Genomic DNA, 16,576 nt, shown 5'->3' with positions numbered 1-16,576 from the left:
TTACAAATAAGAAACTCTCTCCTTCTTTATCTTCTGAAACTCGGTTAGCACCGGTTTTTCTGCAGGTTTTGACGCATGCACCTTCAGCAGGTTAATCTTTTCTGCAACATTTCTGAATTTTGAATTCCACCCGTATACTTCCGTATAGTGCCTAAGCGCTTCTTTAAGATTTTCATTTTTCTCATACGCCTCTGCAAGTTCGTATTTCACGCCCCAGTATGATTCGTCCTTTGTCACTATCTTTTCCATCACGCTATTAAAAGAATCAATGGCGAGAGGATATAGTCCTTTTGCCATATAACACACCCCCAGCATACTTACCGACGGGATTAATCTTTCAGGGTCGTTCTTTGATGTCTGGAATTCCTTTATGGCATCGTCTATCAAGCCCATTTCTTTATATGCAATCCCGAGATTATAATGCGTCTCCAAATCCTCTGTCCCTATTTCTTTTTCAAGCCCTTTCTTGAACTCTTCAAATATGCCGAGGACATCGCTTTCAAGATTAAATTCAGGGGCCGTTTCTGCTTCCAGGATATCTGAAATCACAAACTCTTCTGTCGGACTTTCAATATCTGCCGGCTTTTCAATAACTGTCCCGGCAGGTTTCTCAACCTCTTTTAACGGCTTTTCTTCAGCTCTAACTTCTTCTTTGGCTTTAGCTCCAACCAGCGAAAGCTTTTCCCTTATCTCATTGTTATCCGGAAATAGTTCAAGAAGTTTCTTATATACTGCCTTTGCCTCCTCATACAACCCCTGCCTTAAATAAAACTCTGCCTCTGCCGCATCCTCGCTGTAATCCTCTATTCCTGGAGCAGACATGCCTCTCTGGGCAACGAATTCTTCAGCCGGCTGCATTCCTGCCCTCTCCAGCAATCTTGGATCCTCGGGATTTATTTCATCTGCCTCTTTAAGAATCCCTTCCCTCAACTCAATGTTCCCGCTTTTATTATAAAGTTCTGCGAGAATAAGGCACTCGTTCACAGCCTGTTCTTTGTCGCCTGTCTCTGAATATAAAGATTTAAGTTTTGCATGGACCTCAGCATTTTCAGGTTCCTGTATTTTAAGGGGCTCGAGCATTGTCCTTGCTTCATCATACAGTCCGTATCTTAAAAATATATCTGCCTCTGCAAGGGACTCCTCAACTGATTTCTTAGGTTCTGCGTATTCCTCGCCAAATTCCCTTTTGATATCGGTTATTTTCTCTTTTAACTCATTATCATCAGGATGAATCTCCGATGCTTCCTTATAACACTCCAAAGCTTCCTTCAGCATTCTTCCCTCTGAAAAAATAAAAGCATCGCCTAAAGAAACCAATTCCACAAAAGCTGCTTCATAATCGTTCTTCTGTTTATACAGCGCCACAAGCTTTTTTCTTGTCTCTACAGGTTCTGTATCTATGAACATCCTAAGGATATTCATAGCCTCGTCAAGTTTTCCCTCAAATATTATCTCGTCTATAATCACCTTGTATTCTTCCCATGCCTTTTGCTTATCCCCGCTTTCCGCATACATCTCACCGAGAAGTTTCCTTGCTGCGGTATTTGAAGGTTCTATTTCGGTAACCTTTGATATGTATTGCATTGCCTCTGAAAAAGACTTTGCCTTAACCAAAAACTCTGCGTATTCCAAGATTAATCCGGTATTTGACGGAGCAAGTTCAACCGCCTTCTTCAGATATTCCTGAGCCTGCCATGGATTGCCTGTTTTCTTGTATATTGAACTCAGCCCAAGCAAAGCCTCATTATTGTCGGGCTGGAGGTCGAGGGATTTTTTATAATACATGCCTGCATTGTTGACATCATCTTTCTCATTATATAACCTCGCTATATGCAGGTACTCTTTTGCAGCCTCAATCTGGAGCCCTTCCTTTTTGAAAATCTCCGCCACCTTATTTCTCAAAGAGATGTTAGACGGCGAGAGGCTCAGTATCTTGTCATACGCCTTTAATAATTCATCTTTTTTTCCTTCTTTGGAAAGGATATCCGCGCTGGCAAGATAATACTTTGTGGCATCGGTTGTCAGCCCTTTTTCCTCGCTTAACTCTCCAAGAGCATATAAGGCAGACATGTTTGAAGTGTTAATATTCAATATCTTCTTGTAAAGAGCCAGCGCCTTCAGAGAAAAACCTTCGTCCCTGAAAAAACGCGCCGCTTTATGAAAGGAATCTACAGCAGGAGTCTTGTCGCCTTTTTTAAGGTAGAGGTCTCCGATAGTATTATAAGTATTTGCATCAGGGGATTCCTTTATAAGTTTTTCCCATTCAGCAATTGCCTTATCTATCTGTCCCCTTGCAAGAAACTTCTGGGCTTCTTTTATTATCGCTGCTTTATCAGACATTTCCCTGCCTTAAAAATATCATATATTGACAAAGAGTGTCAATTAGCGGTCATTATAATGCTGCCTTGCTTAACCGCTTAAACCTTAATTCAAAAATCAAATTCCCATAGCAGTTTAAGACCGCTTCCTTTATTCAGAGATACCTCTATCTGTAAAAATATTGACAATTTATAGGCATTTCTATTAATATGTCTAATTCTTTATGTCCACACGGACTTAACTTTAAGAAAATTCTTTTAAAGAACATTAATGGAAGGTGCGTAAATGAAAACCAGATTTGCTAAAAAAACCGATATTGAGTATAAGTGGTATCTCGTAGATGCCAAAGACGCAGTCCTCGGAAGGCTTGCTGTAAAAATTGCTGTCTGCCTGCGCGGTAAAAACAAGGCTATATTTACCCCGAACGCAGACACGGGTGATTTTGTAGTTGTCGTAAATGCCGAAAAGGTCAGGACCACAGGCAAAAAGCTTGACGATAAAATTTATTACCATCACTCAGGCTACCCCGGCGGCATAAAAGCCAAAACGCTCAGAGAGCGCCTATCGGGAGAACCCGAAAAGGTTATAAGCGACGCTGTATGGGGAATGCTTCCTAAAAACAGGCTCGGAAGGGCCATGCTCAAAAAGCTCAAAGTATATAAAGGAAGCGAACATCCGCACGCTGCTCAGAAACCTGAAATCTTACAATATAAGGAGTTTTAAATGGCTGAAATAAAACATAATGCTACAGGACGCAGAAAATCCTCTATTGCAAGTGTGAGCATGTCCCCCGGCAACGGCCGTATAGTTGTAAATGAAAAACCTCTTGACTCGTATTTCGCCCGCGAGACACTGCAGATGATGATAAGACAGCCCCTTGAGCTGACAGGGATGTCAGGCAAATACAACATAACTGCAAAAGTTGTGGGTGGCGGCCTTTCAGGACAGGCAGGAGCGCTCAGGCACGGAATTTCACGGGCCATACTCTCAATAGACAACGACCTCAGGCTGAAACTTAAGAAGGAAGGCTTCTTAACGAGAGACCCCAGAGAAACAGAGAGAAAGAAATACGGGCAGAAGGGCGCAAGAAAGAGATTCCAGTTCTCGAAGAGATAAAAACAGTAACGAGTGACGAGTGAATAAGTTAAAAGTTAGAAGTTTAAAGTTTAAAGTTAAAAAATCTGATAAAACTCTTAACTCTCACCGCTTAACTCCTAACTTGTTATTATGCTAAAGGTCGCTATTTGCGGAGGCAGCGGTTATACAGGAGGCGAACTTATCCGCCTTCTTTCAAACCATCCCTATGTCAAAATAACTGCGGTAACCTCAGAAAAATCATCAGGTAAAACCGTAAGCGATTTATTCCCCCATCTTAGCAATCACTCAAATCTGACATACGAACCATTAGACAGAGAAAAACTTCTGAAAAAGGCTGACATCTTTTTTCTTGCATTGCCTCATGCCGCCTCGCAGAGCGCAGTGGATTTTTTCTTCAGGCACGGGAAAAAGGTTATAGACCTTTCCGCTGATTACAGGCTAAGGTCTCCTGCAATATACGAGGAGTGGTATAAGACTCCGCACAAATTTCACGGAACACTGAAAAGGGCTGTATATGGACTGCCTGAACTGTACAGGGCGAAAATTGCGAAATCATCCCTCATAGCAAACCCGGGCTGCTATCCGACAGGCGCGATTCTCGGACTTTATCCTGCTATAAAGACCCGTCTCATAGATGCAGATTCTATCGTTATAGATTCAACATCAGGGACAACAGGCGCAGGCAGAAACGCTGATGCCGCATTCTCATTCTGTGAAGTCAACGAAGGATTCAAGGCTTACTCAGTTGCATCACACAGGCACACGCCTGAGATAGAGCAGGAACTCTCTGTCATAGCTCATAAAGATGTAAAGGTCAATTTCACCCCTCATCTTGGGCCTTATGACAGGGGGATACTAACAACTATCTATGCAAAATTAAAAAAGAAGGCTGATACAAAAGCGATTCTTGATACTTATAAAAAGGTCTTTGCAAAAGAGCCGTTTATAAGGGCGCTTGCTGAAGGCAAATTCCCGAATGTTAAAAATGTCCGGGGGACAAACCTCTGTGACATCGGGCTTGCTGTAAACGAACGGACAAATACCCTCATAATTGTCACTGCAATTGACAACTTGATGAAAGGCGCCTCAGGGCAGGCAGTGCACAACATGAATATCATGATGGGGTTTAAGGAAACCGAAGGGCTGAAAGACATAGCGCTGTTTCCTTAAAGGCCCTTCCCTTCCGGAGCTTGATATGTCCAAAAAAATAATCACATTCATGCTTGCTGTGCTCTTTATTATTCCGGCTGAGTGTTTGGCGATTGAGCGAAGCGAGCAGATAACTATTTTTAAAAAAAGATTAAAGCAAATTATCCAAAAAGGCGTTCTACCCATAATTGACGTGGAATATCATCACGGCGGAAAAATAGAAAATGAGAGGCTCATCAGCAGAATGGATGATAACAGCGTGGCGCTGACATGGCTTGGGCCGAATGAAAAACTCGGCAGCGAAGAATCCATAAGGCTTAATGAATTATATCCTGACAGGTTTGTGCCCACCACTGTTCACGGCGACGGAAAACTCTGGCACAATAGCGATAAAGGCTTTCTTGAGAAACTGGCAAAAGATGTTATGTCAGGCAAATATTTTGCGATGGGAGAGTTTGAGGCAAGGCATTATCCGTCCAATACCAACAACAGGAATGTGCACATGCCTGTTGACTCTGAAGCCATGCAGGTGGTTTTTGCGTTGTCAAGCGAGACAGGAATGCCGTTTCTGCTTCATCATGAGGCAGAAGATAAACTGCTTCCTGAACTGGAAAGAATGCTTGTTAAATATCCGAAGGCAAAGGTGATATGGTGCCATGTCGGACGAAACCGGAATCCTGTTACATGGAAACAATTCACAAAAGCCGACGGGGTGCGGGATTTAATTAAAAAATACCCGAACCTTTATTTTGATCTTGTACAGTCAAGGCCCGGTTCTAAATATCACGGCACAGGTTATGTAGAGGGAATCATGTATGAGATTTCAAACTGGGGGACCGCCCTTGACCCTGAATGGAAGAAACTATTCGAGGAATTCCCTGACAGGTTTGTTATCGGTTCAGATATCAACACAGGCCGCTTTGATAACTATGACAGAGTAATGGATACCTTTAGGTCCATTGTTTTCAAAGATTTAACCAAAGCTGCCGCGGAAAAAATAGCATTCAAGAATGCATGGAGATTAATGACAGGAAAGGACTGGGAAGATTAATTACAGGTTACCTCACTATCTTCATGCTTATATCAACTGCGGTTGCTGAATGAGTTAAGGCGCCTATTGAGATTAAATCCACGCCAGTCTCTGCAACCTCTCTGACGTTCTCAAGGCTGACATTCCCTGACGCCTCAAGGATTACATCCTTCTTTGAGCTGCGGACAATATTTACAGCCTCTTTCATATCCTGAACAGACATATTGTCAAGCATCACAATGTCAGAGCCTCCTTCTACAGCCTCTTTCAGGTCATTGAGGTTTTCCACCTCAACCTCAATCTTTGCAAGATGATGCCCTTCACTTGCAAGACGCAGCGCCTCTGTTATGCTTCCGACAGCCTCGATGTGGTTGTCCTTTATCAATATGCCGTCAAAAAGCCCGAACCTGTGATTGTTCCCTCCTCCGACCCTCACAGCATACTTTTCCATGAACCTCAGGCCCGGTGTTGTCTTCCTCGTATCCACAATCTTTGTCTTGAGCCCTCTTACTTTTTCAACAAACATATTTGTAAGCGTTGCTATGCCTGACAGGCGCTGAAGCAGATTAAGGCTGACCCTTTCTCCCGATAGCAGAACCTTTGTGCTTCCTGAGACCTCAGCGATAACATCTCCTTTCATGACCTTGGCACCGTCATTGAGAAAAACATTGAATCTCACTTCCCGGTCGAAAAAGCTAAAGACTTCTTTTATGAAAGGGATGCCGGCAACAACAAAATTACCTTTTGCTATTATTAAGGCCCTTGATTCGCTGTCTTCAGGTATAAGAAAAGCAGTCGTTATATCGCCGTTTCCTATATCTTCTTCAAGCGCTATGCGGATTATTTCTCTGACGCTGTGTGGTATCTTCATATCCTATCTCTTCCTGAACAGAGAAAAGAGTCCCCACACGCCTCCAAAAACAGCTCCCATGGCAACAGCCGCACGCCAGTCAAACAGTGTGGTTACATTGCCTTCAACATTATTGGCAATCATCAGGACAGATGCGCTGTTCTTAACCTTGATATTCATAGCAGCCATAACACCCACTGCGCTCTTATTGGAAACCGCTTCCTCTTTTGACACGACCATGGGAGACAGGGAGAAATTAAGCGATACATTGTTCCCTGCGGTTACCGCGCTGATGCTCTGGTTCAGGCTCACGTCATTGCCTCTGAGAATACAGGCAGCGCCCTGCGTAACTTCAATCCTGTCGCCGTCAATGCTCAGGGCTCCTACCTGCTGCATCTCAATATGCCCGCCATCAACAGCCCTTACAGAGCTCTGTTTTATACTTACGGATTCAGCCTCAATTATCTCAACATCCTTCTCCTTAATAACCTCTTTGCTCTTTGCTGCCATATTACCCCCTTCCACCTCAGGCGGATCTTGCTGCTTTAAATTTGTTAATATTCTCCGCTATCCTTTCCTTCTTTGCTTCAAGCTCACTGCGTTTTGCTTTCTCCTTTTTAACTACATCTCCGGGAGCTCTCTGCAGGAAATCCTGATTCATCAATTTCCCGTCAATGAAAGCCATCGCCTCTTCAACCTTTCTTGATTCCTTTATAAGTTTATCAATTTCCGCGTCAATATTCAAAAGCCCTTTAATCGGGATGTATACTTCCATGAAATCCTTAACGCATACTGCAGAATCAGCAGGCTTTTTTATATCCTCCCCAATTGTTACATCCGCTGTCCGGGAGAGCTTTTTAATGTAATGCAGATGGGCTCTGAGAATACCTGATACTTCACCGGAAAAGGCCTTTATTAATACGTTTACCTCAACAGAAGACCCGATATTCAGTTCGCCCCTGACAGTCCTTATGCCTGTTATCGCCTCTATAACATAAGACATCTCTGTTTCTGCCTGAGAGTCTCGTGGAAGCGATTGAGGATAATCGGAAATAACAATGCTCTTCCTGCACAACAATTTTTGCTTGCTCGCTGAGCGCGGCTCGTTACCGGCAAATGGCATGTTCTGCCATATCTCTTCTGTTACAAAAGGCATGAACGGATGAAGAAGCTTCAGGGAGGTTTCAAGCGTATAAAGCAGGCACTGTATAACTCCGGCCGTTGATTTCGGATTGCTTATTTCAGTTTTTGACATCTCAATATACCAATCGCAGAACTCATGCCATACAAAATGATAAATGCTGTTTGCCGCATCATTAAATCTATATTCTTCAAGCGCTGCGTTTATTTCATCAGCAGTTCCAGCCAGCCTGCTCAATATCCACCTGCTTGCCAGATCCAGAGACGAGGGACGAGGGACGAGGGACGAGTCTTCGGAATCTTTTTTATTCTTTAACTCGTTACTGCCTTCAATGTTCATCATTATAAATCTTGTTGCATTCCACAGCTTGTTGACAAAATGCCTGTATCCCTCAACCCTCTCCTCCGAGAATCTTATGTCCCTTCCCTGCGCCGCAAATGCGCACAGAGTAAACCTGAATGCATCTGTGCCGTATTTGTCTATCATTATCAAAGGGTCAATAACATTGCCTTTTGATTTTGACATCTTCTGCCCTGACGCATCCCTGATAATCGCATGTATATAAACATCCCTGAAAGGCGCGTCTTCCATGAACTTAAGTCCCATCATTATCATGCGTGCAACCCAGAAAAACAGGATATCAAAGGCAGTTACCAGAACACTCGTCGGATAAAATTTCTTTAAATCATCAGTGGGTTCAGGCCAGTCAAGAGTTGAAAAAGGCCAGAGCGCGGACGAAAACCATGTATCAAGCACATCCTCGTCCTGAACTAATTTTTTGGAACCGCAGAACGGACATTCTTTCGGAGTTTCGCGTGATACGACAACCCCTCCTTTTTTCCTGCATATCTCATTATTCATTTCCTGGCAGTACCACACAGGAATCCTGTGTCCCCACCATATCTGGCGCGAAATGCACCAGTCCTTTATATTTTCCATCCATCCGAAATATGAATTTTCCCATGACCGGGGCATTATTCTTATCTTCCCGCTTCTCACAGCGCCTATTGCATCTCTTGCCAACGACCCGACATTCACATACCACTGCAGTGTCGGCAGCGGCTCTATTATTGTTTTGCACCTGTAACAGTGTCCTACTGCATGGCGGTGTTTTTCTTCTTTTTCTACAAACTGCAGTGTTTTTAAATCATTGACAATGCGCTTCCTGCATTCATACCTGTCAAGCCCTTCATACTTAGGCCCTGCATCAGAAGTCATCTTGCCTTCTTTCCCTATGACAACAACAAAAGGCAGCGAAGGGTTCTGTCTTTTTGCAATAGCCTCATCATTGAAATCATGGGCAGGCGTCACTTTAACAGCTCCTGTGCCGAATGCCGTATCAACAGCGCTGTCAGGAACAACAGGTATCTTCCTGTCTGTAAGAGGCAGGGCAATTGTTTTCCCTATAAAATCCTTGTACCGGGCATCAGAGGGATTTACAGCAACTGCGGTATCTCCAAGCATGGTCTCAGGCCTTGTAGTGGCAACTGTTAAACATCCGCTTCCGTCTGAAAAAGGGTATTTTATATAAGTCAAGGTCCCGTCAAACTCATCGTGCTCTACTTCAAGGTCGGACAATGCTGTATGACAGCGGGGGCACCAGTTTATCAATCTGTTATCGCGGTATATCAGCCCTTCTTCGTGAAGCCTTACAAAGGCCTCTCTTACAGCCTTTGAGAGCCCCTCATCAAGCGTAAACCTTTCCCTGGACCAGTCACACGATGCTCCGATCCTTTTAAGCTGATGTGTTATCCTGCCGCCGTATTCAGCCTTCCATTTCCATACCCTGTCAATAAAGGCTTCCCTTCCGAGCTGCTGCCGTGTAAACTTTTCTGTTGAAAGCTGCCTTTCAACCACATTCTGGGTTGCAATACCGGCATGGTCGGTGCCCGGAAGCCACAGCACGCTGAAGCCGCACATTCTTTTCCATCGCGCAAGAACATCCTGAAGCGTTGCGTTAAGGGCGTGTCCCATGTGAAGCGAGCCTGTAACATTTGGAGGAGGGATTACAATTGAATAGGGTTTTCCGGAGGGATTTATCTCAGGTTTGAAATAGCCCTCGTTAACCCACAGTTCATACCATTTTTCTTCTATCCCTTTGGGAATATAACTCTTACTTAATTCCGTCACACTACATCTCTGACTTTATCTTCTCTATCTCTTTTGCAATCAAAGTCTCTGCGATATCAGGAACAGTCTCCCACATTATCTTTTCAATTTCCTTGCTTAACGATGCGAGTGAACTCTGCAGCACTTCCTTTACCAGTTTATCGGTAAGCTCAGGAGCTATTTCCCACAAAATTTTATCAATGGAATCTTTTAATACCGGCACAAGCGACTCAAGCATTACACCTTTAATATCTATAGATGAAAGGGCTGATGCTACCCTTTCATCAACCGCTTTCTTAAACAGTGGAATAAGCTCCTCTTTTGATGGAATCTGCATTTCAGGGATTTCTTTTCTCACTTGTATCTCCGCAGGCGCAGGAATAACCTGTTCCTTAAACACCGGCGGGACTGCCCTTGCCATGCTCTCTTTTTCTGATGCTTCCATAACAGGGACTGCTATGTCCTCTACTGCCATTTCCTCTGCTTCCACCACTGCCTCTTCTGCGACTTCAAATTCCCCTGCTTCCTGCTCCGCAGCTTCAAGCGCTTGGGCAATGCTGACTTCTTCTTCTGCGGACACCTCTTCTATCCCGGCAGGAGTCTCCACAGAAACCCCTTCAACTGCCTCCATTGCCCAGAGGTCTTCTTCAGCGCCAACAGCCTCTGCAAACACCTCTGCTTCCACTCCGAGCTGCTCGGAGCTGTCTGCTGTCTCTTCCATTGTTGATGCAGATACCAGCGCCGCATTTATCTTGCTTATTAATTCCTGAGATTCAAATGGTTTTATAACAAAACTGTCTGCCTTTACATTCCTTGCAAGTTCCTCGTCAAGCGGCTCAAACGCCCCTGAAAGAAGAATTACAGGAACATTTTTTGTTGCAGGATGCGCCTTCAATTTTTCGCACAGCTGATAGCCGTTCATCTTCGGCATCTCTATATCTGCAAGGACTACATCAGGCTTGAATGTCTCGATTGCGGCAAGCGCCTCTTCGCCGTTATTCACAGCCTTTATTTCAAAACCTTCCTCTGCAAGGACAAGCTCTACAACCTTCTGTATCGTGATACTGTCATCTGCAAGAAGCATCTTACGCGCCATAAATTACTCCTTCCTGTATTTGTCAAATTTTATTGCCAAGACACAAAAAAGTCAAGCATTTTCGCACAGTTAAGAATATGGCATATCAAACAGAGAAATTTTTTCTGACTAATCTGATACACTAAAAAAAAGAAATGAAACAATATCTTGACAGGTTATCGGAAATTTACAGGGCTATTGACAGCGCTTACAGCGAGGCATTAAGGCGCTATAGCTTCAGCTGCGATGGATGCCCTGACAACTGCTGTGTTACAAAGTTTCACCATCACACCTTAGTGGAAGAGTTTTATCTTGCGGAGGGATTAAAAAAACTCGATGAGGCTGGACTGAGAGCCACCGCCTCTCGCGCAGAGAATGCGGCAAAGATACACAACTCATCTCCGGAGGATATACGGATTATGTGCCCGCTTAACGAAAACGGCTCATGTGTTTTATACGAATTCCGTCCCATGATATGCAGGATTCACGGCGTGCCGTACGAACTCTTCAAAAATTTTAAAATGGAATACGGCGATGGATGTTACAGGCTCATCATGGAAAAAGAAAATGCGCCAAAAGACTTTCGGATTAACCGCACGCCTTTCTATCTTGAAATTGCTCAGATTGAAAGGGAAGTCAGAGAAAAACTAAATTTTACATGCAGATATAAAAAGACAACAGCAGAAATGATTTTGAACATTATAGATGGAAAATACAAAGCTTAGTCTTCAGGTAGAGGGGATTTCCTGTACCGGCTGTGCCATGGACATCGAGACAGTTTTGAGCAACTGGGACGGAATATTAAAGGTAACTGTCGGTTATGCAACAGAAACAATAGATGTAGAATATAATCCTGCTGAGATTGATTCCGACAAAATACTCTCTGCTGTAAAAAGAATGGGACTTAAGATAAAAGTTCTTTAGATGTCCTGTATTTCATACGTCTATTTATTGACCGAACACAAAGAAATCTTTTATTATCAGACAAGCGAGAGTGGCGGAACTGGTCTACGACTCGTAGAGCAGACGCGTCCCGACTTGGCGGGCTGTTTTTAATTAGCAGATTAGGGCGTGTGGCGGAGTTGGCAGACGCGCCAGACTTAGGATCTGGTGGGGTAACCCATGGAGGTTCGAATCCTCTCACGCCCACTATTTGAGAGAAGATTAAGAAAGATGCGTTATTCGGGATGGGCAACCGTAGGGGTTCAACTCCCCTCTCTCGCACCAAAACTAACTTTGTCGGAATTGACTGCTCGGCTCCGCGCTCACCACGCGGCATGCGAGCCGGTACATCACCGGTCACTCTTTCTGAGGGGCAATCACCATGAATGATCATGATGACGCAAGCAGCTAGGAGCGAGGTGCCTCCCAGCATGGCGAGGCCCTTCGCCCACATCGCACCCTCAGTAAGCCCCCGCAGGGCCACACCCAACGGAAGACACAGCGCTGAGGCTGTGAAGACTGCCCCATAGCGTTTGAATCGACTCGAGCAGGCTGCACGACCGATGAGCAACCCGAATAGGATATTGATCATGCCGAACGGCATGCCATGGGTGTGCCCGACCATAGTAAGAGAGCGCCAGTACGTTATCTGTTCGTACCCATTCTCAAAGTACGCATCACGGGTCAGGCCCAACGCAAAAGCTGTGATGCCCGCCAGAATCATGGTCACGAGCCCGAGTACAATGTTGAATTTGCCGGTTATCATAGACTTCTCAAATGCCTGCCAGCCTCCCAGCCGTGGGGCGCGAGGTACTTCTCGCCTAGCGCGAGCGCCTCGTCCTCGAGCGGCGTCGCAAGCGTGTCGTTCCAGCGATTGAGGAACCCGAACAGTGCGATCATCGCCACGATCTCGACGATCTGGCCGTCGCTCCAGTGTTCGCGCAGCTTCGCGAACATCTCGTCGGTGACCCCGTTCGGTACTCCCCCCGCGGCGAGTGCTACATCTAGCGCGATGCGCTCAGCCTCGGTGTAAAGCGGACTCGTGCGGTATTCCCACACGGCCTCGATCTTGGCGTCGTCGACCCCGGAGCAGTGCGCAAGTCCAACCGTGTGCGTCATGCAGTAGCGACAGCCCGCGGCGCGGCTCGAAACATGGGCGATCAGCCGCTTGAAGCCGGCATCGACCTCGCTCGTTTCCGGGTCCGAGATCGCTCTCGATAACTGCACGTATGCGCGCAAAACTTTTGGCCTGCGCTGCATGATAAGCATTGCGTTCGGGATGATGGAACCGACGCACTGGAACACCGAGAAGACGTCGGCAAGCCCGGGGTCCGGAGGCAGCGGCTCGAGCCGGGGAGCGGGTTTCTTGAACAGATTCATAGTGTCTTTCCTCCTTTAGGAATATTCAACTAATTATTGAAGCAATTCAGCTTTCAACTCCGCAACCAAATGAGCAATATTAAACCTCCTCTTTTTTGTCCCACTCTCCCTTGAACCAATCCCACCACTTGTTCTTGTCTTCCTCGCTCGACTTTGCCATTCGCTCTCGCAGGGGCTTATGCGCCTCGTCAGTAGAACTCATAATGTGCGCTCCGCCTTTTTCGCCGACCTCTTTATATGTCTTTCCCTCGAACACCTCATCGCAAACTCCGCCCATTTCTTTGCAAGTAAATTTTTTCATAATGTTTTTTCCTCCTTTGATAAATAATGTTTCAACCTTTCTAATCTAATATACACAACTCACTTGCATTTTGCAAGTATTAATATTATAGTGTTTTTGTGGTAGCATATCAATAGTTTCCTTATCATGAAGAAAAAAACAGGAAAATCGAAAAGAAGGTCGGATTGCCCCATCAGTTTTGCATTGGATATTTTCGGCGACAAATGGTCGCTTCTTATCGTGCGCGACATCATATTCCGTGGAAAAACTTCCTATGGAGAATTTCTTGAATCAGAAGAACATATCGCCACCAACATTTTGGCGAATCGTCTGGCGCTTTTGGAAAATGCAGAGATCATAGAGAAAACCGCACATACCAAAGACAAGCGGAAAGACATATATACACTGACACGAAAAGGCATTGATTTGCTTCCCATGCTTTTGGAAGTGAGTCTGTGGAGCGCAAAATACGATACCCAAACTGGCGCTCCAAAAAAATTTGTTAGTCAATTGAAAAAAGACAAAAAGCGACTTATCGAGCAAATTAGGGTTGGCATAAAGAAAAATAAATTCCTTTTTAAACAAGAGTAAGTTTAATTTTTACCGCCAAGCCTCAACACAAACGATGGCGCGGCGGCGGGGCGGAGCGTTCGTCTTTTTCAGAAATTCTTGCTAAAATAGGTTCGCGCGAAGTGTATAATTACAGCACCATTATAAATAATTCTGGTATAAATAGAGATTTATCTGAATCCTTTGTTATAATCTCCTCATGGAAAGAAAGGTAATATATTTTGAAAAGCCCGGAAAAGAAAATACATCTACATGCCTTGAAGTTGCCATGCAGGCGATAAAAGACAGCGCATACAAACATCTTGTAGTGGCAACCACAGGCGGAGATACAGGCATCTTATTTTCAGAGGCGTTAAAAACATCCAAGGTTAATCTTGTTGTTGTGACTCATTCCGCTGGATTCAAAGAACCAAACACATCCGAAATACCAAATGATGTCATAGAGAAAATAAAGTCAAACGGCGCAAAGATTTACACAGGAACGATTCTCACCCATTCATTGGAAACAGCCTTTTCATCCAAATTCGGAGGGTTATATCCAACGCTCATTATCGCCCAGTCCCTAAGAAGGTTTGGAGAGGGGCCAAAGGTGTGCTGTGAGATTGTGATGATGGCTGCTGATGCAGGCCTTATACCTGAAGAAGAGGAAGTCCTTGCTGTCGCAGGCACAGGCAGAGGCGCTGACACAGTGATGATTATTAAATCTGCCCTCTCAAAGCGGTTTCTTGACCTCAGGGTTCTTGAGATACTTGCAAAGCCGAGAGCTTAAACTCAGTTATTGTAAAAAAGGAGGACTGATGCTGAAAAAATATTTTCTGTTCTCATTTACTGCCTGCATCTTAATGCTCTGTTATTCAGAGACCGTGTTCGGAGGCGATTATATTATCACCAAATGGCGTCCCATTTCCTCAAAATATAAAAAAACAAAGCTGCAGAAAAGAGAGGCAACAATAACCATTAAATATCAGGGAAGCGGCAGCAGGTTAATCAACAACAGCTGTTTCAAGGCAGTTTTTGAAGATGACTCTACGTGTGACGGGACTTACGGAGACTTTAAAGAAATAAGAATAGACTCAGGACAGCGCATCACAAGGAGAGTTTATTTCTGCGAAAACAAGTATAAAATTAAAGACATAACCTACACTTGCAAGGATTCATTTTAGGTCTTAAATGAAGATATTAGTTAAAAATATCAGCGAAACAAACTGCGCCTGCGATGCGCTGGTTCTTCCTTTTATAGAAGGGGATTCAGAGTTTTATAAAAAATTCGGCTCAGCCTTTCAGAAACAAATCAGGAAGGCATTCTCAAAGGAATTCCACGGCAAGCGGAACGAGCTTCTTCTAATGCCGGCGCCTGAAGGGATAAAACCTGAAAGAATTTTACTTGTCGGCCTGGGCAAAAAAAACGAGGTATCTGCCGAGATCATAAGACAGGCAGGCGGAAAAGCAGCAGTGCATCTTCGCGACAAAGGAATGAAGAAGATTGCTGTTTCCACAACTTTAATCTCATCTCTTAAACTTCCCCTTGTAAATCTTGTGGAAGGAGCTTTGCTCGGTTTATACACCTTTGACAGATACAAAAAAGAAAAGAAGAACAAAAAGATAGAGAGCATTACGATTCTTTCAAAAATATCAAAAAGGCTTAGCGACGAACTCAATTGGGCTGAGATCATAACATCATCTGTATATTTTGCGCGGGATTTGATAAATACTCCGTCCAATGATATGACTCCTTCAGACCTTGCAAAGACAGCGGTGTCCCTGAGACAAAAAAATCTTTCGGTGAAAGTCCTTGAGAAAAAGGATGCAGAAAAACTTGGGATGGGAGCATATCTCTCTGTTGCAAAAGGCTCCAAAGAACCGCTGAAGTTTATTGTGCTTGAATATAAAGGCAGCAAAGGGAAGCCTCTGGCGCTGATAGGCAAGTCAATAACCTTTGACAGCGGAGGCATATCGCTGAAACCTTCTGACGGAATGGAAAAGATGAAATATGACATGGCAGGAGGCGCAGCAGTCTTGGGTGTGTTAAAAGCTACGTCTGCATTAAAACTTCCAGTAAATCTTATCGGCATACTTCCGGCTACAGAAAACCTGCCGGGAGGCTCTGCAACAAAGCCGGGTGATATTGCTAAAGCAATCACAGGCAAAACTGTTGAGATAATAAATACTGATGCGGAAGGCAGGCTGATACTTGCGGATGCAATCGGATATGCAATAAAACATTTCAAGCCAAAGGCAATTATTGATATCGCAACCCTCACAGGCGCATGTTCCGTTGCGCTCGGAAACGAGGCCATAGCCATGATGGGAAATGACAGGAAATTGCTTGATGATATCAAAAAGTCTGCTGACAATACCTATGAGCGCGTATGGGAAATGCCTTTATTTGATGAATACAAAGAGTATATAAAAAGCGACATCGCCGATATCAAGAACACAGGCGGCAAAACCGGTGCATTGGTAACAGCAGCATATTTCCTCTATGAATTTGCAGAAAAAACGCCGTGGGTTCACCTTGACATAGCAGGCACTGCATGGGTGGAAAAAGACAAGCCTTATATTCCGAAAGGCGCTTCAGGTATCAGCGTCAGGCTGATAATGGATTTGATAAAACATCTCAAGTGAATTCCAGA

17 protein-coding genes and 1 tRNA gene are annotated in these 16,576 nt (G+C 44.4%); 11 read left to right on the top strand and 7 right to left on the bottom strand.

All coding sequences use genetic code 11. The features are described from left to right. Nucleotides 1-2,340, bottom strand: coding sequence for a tetratricopeptide repeat protein (locus HY035_06345; protein MBI3378000.1), 2,340 nt, complete (start codon nt 2,338-2,340; stop codon nt 1-3). Between the two features lie 264 nt (nt 2,341-2,604). Between HY035_06345 and rplM the strand changes: the two genes are divergently transcribed. From rplM to HY035_06325, 4 genes are all read left to right on the top strand, one after another. Next, nucleotides 2,605-3,042, top strand: coding sequence for a 50S ribosomal protein L13 (rplM, locus tag HY035_06340; protein ID MBI3377999.1), 438 nt, complete (start codon nt 2,605-2,607; stop codon nt 3,040-3,042). Beyond that, a complete protein-coding gene (gene rpsI / locus HY035_06335; protein ID MBI3377998.1) occupies nt 3,043-3,435 on the top strand; it encodes a 30S ribosomal protein S9 in 393 nt (130 codons plus the stop codon). It begins immediately after the preceding gene. A 111-nt stretch (nt 3,436-3,546) separates the two neighbouring features. After that, a complete protein-coding gene (locus HY035_06330; protein ID MBI3377997.1) occupies nt 3,547-4,587 on the top strand; it encodes an N-acetyl-gamma-glutamyl-phosphate reductase in 1,041 nt (346 codons plus the stop codon). A gap of 25 nt (nt 4,588-4,612) precedes the next feature. Beyond that, a complete protein-coding gene (locus HY035_06325; GenBank protein ID MBI3377996.1) occupies nt 4,613-5,617 on the top strand; it encodes an amidohydrolase family protein in 1,005 nt (334 codons plus the stop codon). Between the two features lie 7 nt (nt 5,618-5,624). Here HY035_06325 and nadC read toward each other — a convergent pair whose 3' ends face one another. From nadC to HY035_06305, 4 genes are read right to left on the bottom strand one after another with little or no spacing between them, the layout of a single operon-like run. Next, on the bottom strand, nt 5,625-6,467 hold the full coding sequence (gene nadC, locus HY035_06320) for a carboxylating nicotinate-nucleotide diphosphorylase (GenBank protein MBI3377995.1): 843 nt from the start codon (nt 6,465-6,467) through the stop codon (nt 5,625-5,627). Between the two features lie 3 nt (nt 6,468-6,470). Next, nucleotides 6,471-6,956 (bottom strand): hypothetical protein, encoded by a 486-nt coding sequence (locus tag HY035_06315; protein ID MBI3377994.1) that lies wholly within the window; start codon nt 6,954-6,956, stop codon nt 6,471-6,473. A 16-nt stretch (nt 6,957-6,972) separates the two neighbouring features. After that, nucleotides 6,973-9,717, bottom strand: coding sequence for a valine--tRNA ligase (locus tag HY035_06310; protein ID MBI3377993.1), 2,745 nt, complete (start codon nt 9,715-9,717; stop codon nt 6,973-6,975). A 1-nt stretch (nt 9,718) separates the two neighbouring features. After that, on the bottom strand, nt 9,719-10,792 hold the full coding sequence (locus tag HY035_06305) for a response regulator (protein MBI3377992.1): 1,074 nt from the start codon (nt 10,790-10,792) through the stop codon (nt 9,719-9,721). 134 nt (nt 10,793-10,926) lie between these two features. Between HY035_06305 and HY035_06300 the strand changes: the two genes are divergently transcribed. The 3 genes from HY035_06300 (at nt 10,927) to HY035_06290 (ending at nt 11,920) form a co-directional block, all read left to right on the top strand. Further along, entirely contained in the window at nt 10,927-11,496 is a 570-nt protein-coding gene (locus HY035_06300; protein ID MBI3377991.1) for a hypothetical protein, read from the top strand. Further along, nucleotides 11,477-11,695: a heavy-metal-associated domain-containing protein gene (locus HY035_06295; protein ID MBI3377990.1), complete on the top strand. Its 219-nt coding sequence runs from the start codon at nt 11,477-11,479 to the stop codon at nt 11,693-11,695. The genes HY035_06300 and HY035_06295 overlap by 20 nt, the downstream gene beginning before the upstream one ends. Before the next feature lie 143 nt (nt 11,696-11,838). Next, a tRNA-Leu gene (locus HY035_06290) sits at nt 11,839-11,920 on the top strand. Between the two features lie 555 nt (nt 11,921-12,475). On the opposite strand, the gene HY035_06285 is transcribed toward HY035_06290, so the two are convergent. Both HY035_06285 and HY035_06280 read right to left on the bottom strand, forming a co-directional pair. Beyond that, complete coding sequence (locus HY035_06285) at nt 12,476-13,093, bottom strand: carboxymuconolactone decarboxylase family protein (GenBank protein ID MBI3377989.1); 618 nt, start codon at nt 13,091-13,093, stop codon at nt 12,476-12,478. A gap of 79 nt (nt 13,094-13,172) precedes the next feature. Beyond that, nucleotides 13,173-13,394 (bottom strand): hypothetical protein, encoded by a 222-nt coding sequence (locus HY035_06280; protein MBI3377988.1) that lies wholly within the window; start codon nt 13,392-13,394, stop codon nt 13,173-13,175. A gap of 126 nt (nt 13,395-13,520) precedes the next feature. On the opposite strand from HY035_06280, the gene HY035_06275 reads away from it, so the two are divergent. The 4 genes from HY035_06275 to HY035_06260 all read left to right on the top strand — a co-directional run bounded on the left by HY035_06275 (nt 13,521) and on the right by HY035_06260 (nt 16,568). Then, entirely contained in the window at nt 13,521-13,964 is a 444-nt protein-coding gene (locus HY035_06275) for a helix-turn-helix transcriptional regulator (protein MBI3377987.1), read from the top strand. A 178-nt stretch (nt 13,965-14,142) separates the two neighbouring features. Beyond that, the gene (locus tag HY035_06270) at nt 14,143-14,712 is read left to right on the top strand and encodes a hypothetical protein (GenBank protein ID MBI3377986.1); all 570 of its coding nucleotides are present in this window, start codon (nt 14,143-14,145) and stop codon (nt 14,710-14,712) included. Nucleotides 14,713-14,740: 28 nt separating this feature from the next. After that, on the top strand, nt 14,741-15,106 hold the full coding sequence (locus tag HY035_06265; GenBank protein ID MBI3377985.1) for a hypothetical protein: 366 nt from the start codon (nt 14,741-14,743) through the stop codon (nt 15,104-15,106). A 7-nt stretch (nt 15,107-15,113) separates the two neighbouring features. Beyond that, nucleotides 15,114-16,568: a leucyl aminopeptidase gene (locus HY035_06260; protein MBI3377984.1), complete on the top strand. Its 1,455-nt coding sequence runs from the start codon at nt 15,114-15,116 to the stop codon at nt 16,566-16,568. Nucleotides 16,569-16,576: the final 8 nt, after the last annotated feature.

The organism is Nitrospirota bacterium (assembly GCA_016195565.1).
GTDB lineage: Bacteria > Nitrospirota > Thermodesulfovibrionia > Thermodesulfovibrionales > UBA1546 > UBA1546.
The sequence above is the reverse complement of the archived record's forward strand: the minus strand, read 5'-3'. Positions and strand labels throughout refer to the sequence as shown.